Source organism: Blautia sp. OF03-15BH, assembly GCF_003463065.1.
Taxonomy (GTDB): Bacteria; Bacillota; Clostridia; order Lachnospirales; family Lachnospiraceae; genus Limivivens.
This window is the reverse complement of sequence record NZ_QSCM01000015.1, coordinates 23,158-33,297: the sequence shown is the minus strand read 5'-3', so window position 1 is coordinate 33,297 and position 10,140 is coordinate 23,158. Positions and strand designations below refer to the sequence as shown.

The following is a 10,140-nucleotide window of genomic DNA, read 5'->3' as shown; positions in this document are numbered from 1 at the left end:
CTGATGCCTACGAATTACTCCGCTGCAAAGCAGCTCCCGCAATTCTATAAACATTCGAAATCCGCTGATTTACTGCGTAAATCGCTACTTTCTCATGTTTGGCGGGTCCCAAGTTCAAAAGCCTTATCATGCAAGCATGAACGGCTTTTTGACCTTTTGACCCTGGCATCATACTATACAATAAAAAAAGCATTCCCCTGCTCATCATTTTGTGCTCTGTGCACCGGAAACAAGGGAATGCTTATTCTTTATAATCAGATCAGTGTCTTCACAAAATCCTTGGAAGGACTCGGGATCACTGCGTAATCCAGCATGGTTCCTTCTTCTTTGAGATGAGCCACAGAGGACTCAACTGCTTCTGTCACAGCAGCTACACTACCGGTCAGAAGTACATAAGATTTTCCACACATACCACGGCAGAGACGTACTTCAAATACATTTACCTCTGCTGTCTTGGCTGCGTGATCGGCTGCTACGATAGCAGATGCTCCTGTAAAGGTTTCGATCACACCAAGTGCCTGGATGGTATCCACCTCTGCTGTACAGTGCAGGGCACGGTACAGAGACTCATGAGGATTACCCAGGACAAAACTATCAATCAGGCTTTCCGGATAGGTCTTGACTGCCGCATCAACGGAGACTCTGATTGCACTTAAATCACCGGTAAAAAGAATAATGAATTTACCGGGGCATACTGTCTGAGCTTCCAGAAGCTCAACCTCTGCTGTTTTTACAATAAGATCAGCCGCTTTGATACCAGAGGAGACTGTCTTATATTCTACCATTCCAATTGCTTTCATCGTTTTTCATCTCCATTATGCTTTAATAGTCACGAAATTATCCGTTACCGCAGTCACGGTTCCTGTAATACTTGCATGCAGGCAGGTTCCAAGCGCACCCTCGGGCGGAGCAGCAATCTTCTGTCCTACGCTGACCGCATCCCCTACCTTTACAGAAGGAACACAGGGAGCTCCGATATTCTGACGAAGCATGAGTTTGACTTCTTTTACAGAATCAATTTCTGTCATCGGTGCAGGAATATCAAAATCAACCAGTCCAAGACGGGTAATCAGGCGATGCTCCGGAACTCTTCGTTCCTCACGCATAGGATCTGCCACACCTTTTCCAGGTTTGTCTGGAACCCGGACTCCTTTTGCACGGAGTGCTCCTTTATACTGATCCAGAAGTCTTCTCGGTGAAAGTCCCTGATGACAGGAATACATCTCACAAAGACCACAGGAACAACAGAAGAAGGAGTTCAAAAACGGCTCCACATCATATGTCAGGCCATTGGCAATCGCTCTCATGAATACATTCGGTGCGATCGACTGTCCCAGAAGATTTCTCGGACAGAGACTGGTACACATGGAACACTGAGAACATACACTCATAGCATTCCGGATATCCATCTGTGGAGAGCTCTGACGTTTACGGATAGGCAGACAATCCGGCGGCAGGATCAGGAGTGCTTTTGTTGTCTTGGTGACAACATCATTCAAACCACAGATCCTTCCTGTCATGGGACCTCCCATCAGAGGCACATACTCCTCAGTGGAAACTCCGCCTGCCATATCGATCAGTTCTTTTACTGTGACACCGACAGGAACTTTTACCGTTACCGGTTTCTTTACCAGACCTGCCACTGTCACAAATTTATTTACTACGTTTTCATCACCGGTGACTTTCTGATAAATATTCAGAACAGTCTCCACGTTGCAGACAACGCAGCCTACCAGAATGGGGATCTTACCCTGAGGTACGATTCTTCCGGTAGTCTCATAGATGAGAACCACCTCGTCTCCTGCCGGATAAATATCCGGTAAAATATGAAGACGAAGATTCTTGTAATTTCCAATATTACTTTTTACGGCTTCAATTGAGGCTGTGTAGGATTTTTTCACCGCAATGATTCCTTCTTTTGCTCCCATGGCTTCCACCATCATCTGCATTCCGGAAAGGATCTCATTGATATAGTCAACCATCAGCTGACGGTCAACTTTGATCAGCGGTTCACATTCTGCACAGTTCAGAATCACGGTATCTGCCTGGTCAGAAAGCTTTGCATGTGTGGGGAAACCTGCTCCACCGGCACCTACGACACCGCCCTCAAATAAAGCGTTTTTCAAATCTAACATACTAACCATGTCCACTACTCCAACCTGTCTTTTACTCCACAATCACTATTTTCTGCGGGTCATCAACGATACCAACAATACATGCATCTACCGGGGAATTCGGATCACCGCAGCCCAGTCTTGCCGCACTGCCCGTCGCCACCAGGACCAGTTCGCCGATACCGGCTCCCACATCATCCACAGCAACGATCCGGTCACAGCCATCAATTTCCATTTTCTCCATAGGATCAATGATCAGAAATTTACTTCCCACAAGACTGCTGTTCTTTCTCGTACAAATCACGGTTCCAACAACTTTGCCAATAATCATCTTTGTATCAAGTCCTTCCTAAGTCCCCTTATTTCAGCTATTTGATCAGATAGCCCATATCTTTGGCGATGCCAAGGCCGTTTGCTTCATCGGTATCAATGTGCATCTCCAGATCAAATGAAGGATCTACACGGATGGGCACGTCTTCCAGTGTACCACCTCTTCCGCTTTCAAAACGAACCTTTACTACCTGTTTGTCCTGAACACCGAAACGAGCTGCGTCCTCCGGAGCCATATGGATGTGGCGTTTTGCCACGATACAGCCTTCTTTCAGATAAACAGCGCCCTGCGGTCCTACCAGAGTTACCGGTGCAGAACCCACCAGATCGCCTGACAGACGAACCGGTGCTTTCACGCCAAGTCTCACTGCATCCGTCGCAGAAACCTCCACCTGGGTCCGTTTCCGCACCGGGCCAAGAACACGGACATTTTCGATCGCACGGAGCTTGGTCCCGATAATGGTCACACACTCCTGTGCTGCATACTGTCCACCCATAAGATCTTTCTTTTTATGCAGTTCATAGCCTTTTCCAAACAGAGTCTCAAGGTCTGCCTGGGAAAGATGTACATGTCGTGCGGAGATCCCAACCGGGATACGGTCTTTGGGATTACAGACATCTGCATGCTTCAGCTGTTCTACAACCAGCTTTGCTATTTCATTTACTAATTCTTGCTCCTGCATAATCGTTCCTTTCTCCGAAGCTGTCCGTCATTCTGACGGACATATAAGCAGAAAAGGGCGCCGCCTTAGAGACGCACTCCTGCGGCACCCTTTCTTTTACTTATGCCTGCGGCAGAATTTTCTCTACATCGCTGTGCGGTCTCGGAATTACATGAACGGCGATGACCTCTCCAAGTCTCTCTGCAGCTGCGCTTCCTGCCTCAACAGCAGCCTTTACAGCACCTACATCACCACGTACCATAACGCTTACCAGACCGGAACCGATCTTCTCGGTACCAACCATAACAACATTAGCGGCTTTCAGCATTGCATCAGCAGCCTCGATAGAAGCTACCAGTCCTCTAGTTTCGATCATACCTAATGCCTGAAGTTCCATTCTTATTTCCTCCTTTAACTCCTGTCAGTCAGACAGAAGTTTTTTCCAGGTCCCGCAGATATGGATACTTCCTTCTGCTGACCTCGATCAACTTCCAAGTTTCTTCGTGCGGATTTGCAATCACTGTGGAAGCCACCACGCGTCCGACGGCTCTGTGTTTTGCAGCTTCCACTGCTTCTGTCACCGCGGCAACATTCCCCTGGACGATGAGCGTTACCAATCTTCCGCCTAATTTCTTCTCCCAGGTAAGGAACTGGACATCTGCAGTCTTCAGCATGACATCCAGTGCCTGAATGGCATCCGTACAGTTAGGCAGCTCAACTAATCCAATCGCTTTCATATGTGCTTCCTTTTCCCTTTACTTGTAAATGAGCTTCTGCGATCAAATGGTCGGCAGAATCTTCTGAACATCGTTGTGCGGTCTCGGGATTACATGAACGGCTACGAGCTCACCCAGTCTGGAAGCTGCTGCTCCACCAACCTCAGTTGCTGCTTTTACAGCTCCGACATCACCGCGTACCATAACAGTTACCAGTCCGGAACCGATCTTCTCGGTACCGATCAGAGTAACATCTGCTGCTTTTACCATCTGGTCAGAAGCCTCGATTGCAGCTACCAGACCTCTTGTTTCTACCATTCCTAATGCTTCCTGTGTCATTTCCTATATCCTCCTTGTGCGGGTTAAACCAATCATTCTTCTTACATTTTAATATATCCTGCCTGACATTGCAAGACCATTTCATCTGCTTCAGATCGCACTGATCCTAAGCATCTTTTCAGTCTCTTCAGACGGACCGGCGATGATATAACGGGATACCACGCCAGTGATATTCTCTGCTGCCGCAGCTGCCGCATCCATTGCCGCCTCCACGTCCGCTACGCTGCCCCTGATCTTCAGGCAGGTGATGAGTGGTACCGGCAACGCATCCGCATTGGCAGGTTTGTTTTTATCAATAGACTGGATGGTGACGTTGGCCGCTTTCGCTGCCGCATCTGCTGCTGCAAAGGCCGCCACACAGCCAAACACCTCCAGAAGACCTGCTGCCTCCTGCATGGCCTGTCACTCCTTTCTGCTTACTTGTTGACAATAGCGATCTTAAGTCCGGTCATTGCCAGGTTGGTCTTAAGGGCTTCATTGATCTCTTCCAGCGGGAATTTATCCGTGATGAGCTCGCTCATCGGAAGACCGATCTCTTTTGCACTCTTCAGGAAATCAAAGGTTGTTACATAATCTCTCAGAGTGTATACCCAGGAACCAACGATGGTGATCTCCTTGGAGCAGATATCAAAGTGCGGATTGATAGTAGCATCTCCGCCGTTGATAAAGAAGCCAAGCTCACAAAGGCCGCCGCCGTTGCGGATAAATTTATAGATGTTGGCATGTGCCACCGGTGAACCGGTACACTGGAATGCAAAGTCTGCCAGATGACCACCGAAAGCATCCTTAACTGCTCCGGCAAGAGCCTCGATGCCTTTGTGATCCTTGAAGTTTACTGTCTGTTTTGCGCCCATTCTCTTTGCAAAGTCAAGACGTTTCTGCTCACCGTCTACTGCACAGATATTCTGGATACCCATGGTCTTCAGGATAGAGATACAGATCAGGCCAATCGGTCCGCAGCCCTGTACAACAACACGGCTGTTGAAACGAAGGATTCCTGTGGTTTTTGCTCTCTCGACAGCATGTACCAGTACGGCACAGGGCTCGATCAGGATACGGGAATCCAGATCCAGATCACTTACGTTGAAGAAGGTGGAACCAAAGCTGCCGCCTCTGATCAGGATATAATCAGCGAACCAGCCGTTCAGATGAACATCGTCATCCGGAAGCAGACCGTATACATCAGCTCCGCCTACGTTTTTCTTGTTCAGGTCGAACATGGTGATCTCCGGATCATCCTTGAAGATCATGCAGGTAACGATCTTGTCACCTACCTGAACCGGTTTTCCGGCGGTATCAACTGTTACGTTCTTACCTATTTTTACGATTTCTCCGGTTCCTTCATGTCCCAGAGCTACCGGGATCAGACTGAACGGATCTCTCTTAAACTCATGAGCATCGGTACCACAAACGCCGCATCCTTCTACCTTTACAAGGATATCATCGTCGCCAACTTCCGGCATTGGGAATTCTTTGATATCAAAATGCTCCAGGGATGTGAGGACAGCTACATGAGCAGTCTTCGGAATATCACCTGCTGCTGCAGGATCTGCTTTTACAGCCGGTGCAACGTCTGCGGGAGCGGCACCTTTCATCTCAGCCAGAACCTGTTTTACGATTTCTTCAATATTCATTTCCACGTTTATCACTCCTTATCTGATGCAAAGCGCATCACCCATGACACATCTTCTTGCCTTTGTAAAGCTCTTTGCAGAGGTAAGACCCTCTCCGGTACGGCTGCAGATGGTGAAGGTGGGATATCCTTCTCCGCCGAAGCCCAGTGCCGCATAGGAAGGTGCATTCTTTACAAAAATAGCGGTGTCGATGGCTTTTCCAAACCTGGTCAGATTGTTAATGTTGGTTGAATGCATATGTGCGGAATGACGGTTTCCATGCTCCAGCTCTACTGCTACAGCGATTCCCTCATCTACATTTTTCACACGGACGATACCGAGGATCGGCATCATCAGCTCTGTCCAGATCAGAGGATGTGTTTTCTCGCCCTCGAAAATGATACAGCGGACTTCGTCACCTACGGTCACACCGATCTTTCCAAGAAGGACTTTGGCACTGCGGCCTACACATTTTCTGCTGATGACTTTCTTACCGTTCTTGTCATCCAGGACGGTATCCACCAGTTTCTGAACTTCTTCGGGGCTGGCATGATAACAGCCGTTCTGCTCCATATGGTAAATCAGTTCATCTGCTACGGTATCTACAACTACAACCTCTTTCTCTGCAATACAGGGAAGGTTGTTGTCGAAAGTACAGCCGTTGATGATATCTTCAGCAGCTTTGGGAATGTTGGCAGTCTCATCCACCAGTACCGGCGGGTTTCCTGCTCCTGCACCCATCGCTCTCTTTCCGGAGGAAAGAACTGCTGTTACAACACCGGGGCCACCGGTAGCACAAAGCATATCAATGTCTTTATGTTTGAAAATATAATTGCTCACATCCATTGTGGGCTCTGCAACTGCTGTCACAATATTCTCCGGACCGCCAACCTCGATGCTGGCACGGTTTACCATGTCGATCGCCAGATTGGAACAGTTCTTTGCGCTGGGATGCGGCATGAAAACAACTGCGTTTCCTGCTGCCAGCATACCGATAGAATTACAGATGACAGTAGCAGTGGGGTTTGTGGACGGGCAGACAGCTCCGATCACGCCCCAGGGACCCATCTCTGTAAGCGTCAGCCCTCTGTCACCGGACCAGGCGATGGTGCTCAGATCTTCCGTACCCGGAGTCTTCTCAGCCACCAGCTGGTGTTTGATGATTTTATGTCCCACATTTCCCATGCCGGTCTCTTCTACTGCCAGCTCGGAAAGGAGTTTTGCATTTTCCAGTGTTTTCTTACGGATATTTGCAATGATCTTTTCACGGAATTCCAGGGGCATCGGCTGAATTTCCTTCTGTGCTCTCTTGGCTGCCGCAATGGCTTCATCAGCAGTCTCAAAAATACCCAGAAGTTTTTTCTCCGGAGCCTTGGAAGCTGCTGGTGCCGTAGCGGTACCCATGCCCTTCAGGACGTTTCGAACAATCTCTTGGATCTCTTGTTCGTTAATAGCCATAATGAGCCTCCTTAAAAATTATTTCATCTGCTCCAGGATCTTCTTTGTCACTTCAGCAACGATCTTCTCTACATCCGGCTCAGCTTTCTTGCTTCCGCAGGAGCAGGCGCCGTCACATGCATGACATCCTTTGCCCGGTCCGTTCAGCTCTGCACAGAGGTTTGCGGGATGTTTGCCCGGAAGGCCCATTTTTCTTCTGATCTCGTACAGTTTTGCGATCTGCTCTTTGTCGAACTCCTTCGGTCCGCCCAGCATTTTGGATTTGTAAAGAAGCTCTGCATAGAACTCTACAGACTCCATTTTCATGTATGCAGCCAGAAGATCGGTGCTCCATGTCAGTGCTCCGTGGCTCTCAAGCAGGACTGCATCATAGTACGGAAGGTATTTCTCGACATTGTCCGGGATCTCCATGGTGGACGGTGTACCGTACTCAGCGATGGGAACGCAGCCAAGAGCGATAACTGCCTCAGGCATGATCGGCTGAGTCAGAGGAATACCTGCGATTGCGAAAGCGGTAGCGAAGTTCGGATGAGCATGTACAACAGCCCCAACATCCGGTCTCTTCTCATAGACTCTCATGTGCATCTTGATCTCAGAAGAGGGACGGAAGTTTCCGTTTGCCTGCAGCACATTTCCTTTTGCATCGACTTTACAGATGAACTCCGGAGTCATGAATCCTTTGGAAACACCGGTCGGTGTGCAAAGGAACTCATTGTCGTTCAGTTTTACAGAAATGTTTCCATCGTTTGCAGCAACCATGTTACGGTCGTAAATACGTTTACCGATGTCGCAGATCTGTTTTTTGATTTCATACTCGTTAATAGCCATGAGAATGATCCTCCTTATGTTTGATTGTGTTGTTTTATTTTGATTGTTTCCATTCTACCATGATTCCTGCCAAAAAGCAACTCATTTCTCAATATTTTTCCCCAAGGAAAAAATGCCGGAAATATTTGGTTTTAGCCAATTTTAACAAAGGGCTGCCGAGACCCCACAAAAGTCAACACAAAACCAATTTCGGTTTTCTGTTCATTCCTGATATCTTTTTCAGATGCAACCCTGTTTTTTTCCATTTTTCACTTGCTTTTTTTCTGTTTTCAGTTAGAATAGAAACGATGCAGCCAGGCGGCTGCAGAGAAACTATGTAAAAAAGCCAGGAAACTACTGTAGCAAGCACCATACAGTCCTGTTTCTAAGGAGGTACAATACAACTATGATCAGTGCAAATAATGTCACCCTTCGAATCGGCAAAAAAGCGCTTTTCGAAGACGTTAACATCAAATTCACCGAGGGTAACTGCTATGGCCTCATCGGAGCCAATGGCGCAGGAAAATCCACATTCTTAAAGATTCTTTCCGGACAGCTGGAAACCACGAGCGGAGACATCAACATCACTCCCGGCCAGCGTCTTTCCGTTCTGGAGCAGGACCACTTCAAATATGACAGCTTCCCCGTACTGGACACCGTTATCATGGGTAACCAGCGCCTTTATGACATCATGAAGGAAAAAGAAGCCATTTACATGAAGGAAGATTTCACAGATGAGGACGGCATCCGTGCCAGCGAGCTGGAGGGCGAATTTGCCGAGATGAACGGCTGGGAGGCTGAATCTGATGCCGCTACTCTTTTAAATGGTCTTGGCATTGCTCCGGAGCTCCACTACTCTCTCATGAAAGATCTGAACGGCAGCGAGAAGGTGAAAGTCCTTCTGGCAAAGGCACTTTTCGGAAACCCCGACATCCTGCTCCTGGACGAGCCGACCAACCATCTGGATCTGGACGCCATCAGCTGGCTTGAGGAGTTCCTGATCAACTTCAACAATACCGTCATCGTCGTTTCCCATGACCGTTATTTCCTGAACAAGGTCTGCACCTTTATCGCTGACATCGATTACGGAAAAATCCAGCTTTACGCCGGAAACTATGACTTCTGGTACGAGTCCAGCCAGCTGATGATCCGTCAGATGAAGGAAGCCAACAAGAAGAAGGAAGAAAAGATCAAGGAGCTGCAGGAGTTCATCTCCCGCTTCAGCGCCAACGCTTCCAAGTCCAAACAGGCGACCAGCCGTAAGCGTGCCCTGGAAAAAATCCAGCTGGATGAGATCCGTCCTTCCAGCCGTAAATATCCTTACATCGATTTCCGTCCCAACCGTGAGATCGGAAACGAAGTCCTCACCGTGGAAGGCATCAGCAAGACCATCGACGGCGTAAAGGTTCTGGATAACATTTCCTTTATTCTGGGACACGATGACAAAGTTGCTTTTGTCGGCGGAAATGAGCTGGCAAAAACCACTCTCTTCCAGATCCTGACAGGCGAGATGGAGCCGGATGAGGGTACTTACAAATGGGGAGTTACCACCACTCAGGCTTACTTCCCCAAGGACAGCACCAAAGAATTCGACAACGATCTGGTTATCGTTGACTGGCTGACCCAGTATTCCGAGATCAAGGATGCCACCTATGTCCGTGGCTTCCTTGGAAGAATGCTTTTCGCCGGCGATGACGGAATGAAGAAGGTCAAGATCCTGTCCGGAGGAGAGAAAGTCCGCTGCCTGCTCTCCAAGATGATGATCTCCGGAGCCAATGTGCTGGTTCTCGATGAGCCTACCAACCATCTGGACATGGAGTCTATCACCGCTCTGAACAACGGTCTGATCAAATTCCCGGGCGTGATCCTCTTTGCTTCCCGCGACCATCAGATCGTACAGACCACAGCCAACCGTATCATGGAGATCCTGCCAAACGGCAGCATGATCGATAAGATCACCACTTACGATGAATACCTCGAAAGTGATGAGATGGCAAGAAAACGTCAGGTATATACCAGCGAGAACATGCCGGAAGACAACTGATCTCAAACTATACAACAAAGAGCCTCAGCAGTTTCTGCCGGGGCTCTTTGTTTTTCA

General features: G+C 48.4%; 12 protein-coding genes. 1 reads left to right on the top strand and 11 read right to left on the bottom strand.

Annotated elements, in window-relative coordinates:
- Positions 1-254: 254 nt before the first annotated feature.
- From DXA57_RS13525 to DXA57_RS13475, 11 genes are all read right to left on the bottom strand, one after another.
- Positions 255-800 (bottom strand): BMC domain-containing protein, encoded by a 546-nt coding sequence (locus DXA57_RS13525; protein WP_117767844.1) that lies wholly within the window; start codon positions 798-800, stop codon positions 255-257.
- 15 nt (positions 801-815) lie between these two features.
- On the bottom strand, positions 816-2,144 hold the full coding sequence (locus tag DXA57_RS13520; RefSeq protein ID WP_117767843.1) for an SLBB domain-containing protein: 1,329 nt from the start codon (positions 2,142-2,144) through the stop codon (positions 816-818).
- Positions 2,145-2,166: 22 nt separating this feature from the next.
- Positions 2,167-2,445, bottom strand: a complete 279-nt coding sequence (locus tag DXA57_RS13515) for a EutN/CcmL family microcompartment protein (protein ID WP_117767842.1) — start codon at positions 2,443-2,445, stop codon at positions 2,167-2,169.
- Between the two features lie 37 nt (positions 2,446-2,482).
- A complete protein-coding gene (locus DXA57_RS13510; protein WP_117767841.1) occupies positions 2,483-3,127 on the bottom strand; it encodes a phosphate propanoyltransferase in 645 nt (214 codons plus the stop codon).
- Positions 3,128-3,227: 100 nt separating this feature from the next.
- A complete protein-coding gene (locus DXA57_RS13505) occupies positions 3,228-3,503 on the bottom strand; it encodes a BMC domain-containing protein (RefSeq protein WP_117767840.1) in 276 nt (91 codons plus the stop codon).
- A gap of 28 nt (positions 3,504-3,531) precedes the next feature.
- Positions 3,532-3,843 carry a BMC domain-containing protein gene (locus tag DXA57_RS13500; RefSeq protein ID WP_117767839.1) on the bottom strand — a complete coding sequence of 104 codons (312 nt, stop codon included), beginning with the start codon at positions 3,841-3,843 and terminating at the stop codon, positions 3,532-3,534.
- Positions 3,844-3,885: 42 nt separating this feature from the next.
- Positions 3,886-4,161: a BMC domain-containing protein gene (locus tag DXA57_RS13495; protein ID WP_117767838.1), complete on the bottom strand. Its 276-nt coding sequence runs from the start codon at positions 4,159-4,161 to the stop codon at positions 3,886-3,888.
- 90 nt (positions 4,162-4,251) lie between these two features.
- A complete protein-coding gene (locus DXA57_RS13490; RefSeq protein ID WP_117767837.1) occupies positions 4,252-4,557 on the bottom strand; it encodes a BMC domain-containing protein in 306 nt (101 codons plus the stop codon).
- Between the two features lie 20 nt (positions 4,558-4,577).
- Positions 4,578-5,795 carry a zinc-binding dehydrogenase gene (locus DXA57_RS13485; RefSeq protein ID WP_330423270.1) on the bottom strand — a complete coding sequence of 406 codons (1,218 nt, stop codon included), beginning with the start codon at positions 5,793-5,795 and terminating at the stop codon, positions 4,578-4,580.
- 18 nt (positions 5,796-5,813) lie between these two features.
- Positions 5,814-7,232, bottom strand: coding sequence for an aldehyde dehydrogenase family protein (locus tag DXA57_RS13480; RefSeq protein WP_117767835.1), 1,419 nt, complete (start codon positions 7,230-7,232; stop codon positions 5,814-5,816).
- Positions 7,233-7,250: 18 nt separating this feature from the next.
- Complete coding sequence (locus DXA57_RS13475) at positions 7,251-8,060, bottom strand: class II aldolase/adducin family protein (protein ID WP_117767834.1); 810 nt, start codon at positions 8,058-8,060, stop codon at positions 7,251-7,253.
- Between the two features lie 385 nt (positions 8,061-8,445).
- Between DXA57_RS13475 and DXA57_RS13465 the strand changes: the two genes are divergently transcribed.
- Positions 8,446-10,083 carry an ABC-F family ATP-binding cassette domain-containing protein gene (locus DXA57_RS13465; protein WP_117767832.1) on the top strand — a complete coding sequence of 546 codons (1,638 nt, stop codon included), beginning with the start codon at positions 8,446-8,448 and terminating at the stop codon, positions 10,081-10,083.
- The last annotated feature ends 57 nt before the right edge of the window (positions 10,084-10,140 follow it).

Bases quoted from the DNA above. Each gene is read 5' to 3' on its own strand.
- DXA57_RS13490 (WP_117767837.1), bottom strand. From the start codon at position 4,557: ATGCAGGAGGCAGCAGGTCTTCTGGAGGTGTTTGGCTGTGTGGCGGCC.
- DXA57_RS13465 (WP_117767832.1), top strand. From the start codon at position 8,446: ATGATCAGTGCAAATAATGTCACCCTTCGAATCGGCAAAAAAGCGCTT.
- DXA57_RS13500 (WP_117767839.1), bottom strand. From the start codon at position 3,843: ATGAAAGCGATTGGATTAGTTGAGCTGCCTAACTGTACGGATGCCATT.
- DXA57_RS13480 (WP_117767835.1), bottom strand. From the start codon at position 7,232: ATGGCTATTAACGAACAAGAGATCCAAGAGATTGTTCGAAACGTCCTG.
- DXA57_RS13475 (WP_117767834.1), bottom strand. From the start codon at position 8,060: ATGGCTATTAACGAGTATGAAATCAAAAAACAGATCTGCGACATCGGT.
- DXA57_RS13510 (WP_117767841.1), bottom strand. From the start codon at position 3,127: ATGCAGGAGCAAGAATTAGTAAATGAAATAGCAAAGCTGGTTGTAGAA.
- DXA57_RS13485 (WP_330423270.1), bottom strand. From the start codon at position 5,795: ATGAATATTGAAGAAATCGTAAAACAGGTTCTGGCTGAGATGAAAGGT.
- DXA57_RS13525 (WP_117767844.1), bottom strand. From the start codon at position 800: ATGAAAGCAATTGGAATGGTAGAATATAAGACAGTCTCCTCTGGTATC.
- DXA57_RS13520 (WP_117767843.1), bottom strand. From the start codon at position 2,144: ATGGTTAGTATGTTAGATTTGAAAAACGCTTTATTTGAGGGCGGTGTC.
- DXA57_RS13505 (WP_117767840.1), bottom strand. From the start codon at position 3,503: ATGGAACTTCAGGCATTAGGTATGATCGAAACTAGAGGACTGGTAGCT.
- DXA57_RS13495 (WP_117767838.1), bottom strand. From the start codon at position 4,161: ATGACACAGGAAGCATTAGGAATGGTAGAAACAAGAGGTCTGGTAGCT.
- DXA57_RS13515 (WP_117767842.1), bottom strand. From the start codon at position 2,445: ATGATTATTGGCAAAGTTGTTGGAACCGTGATTTGTACGAGAAAGAAC.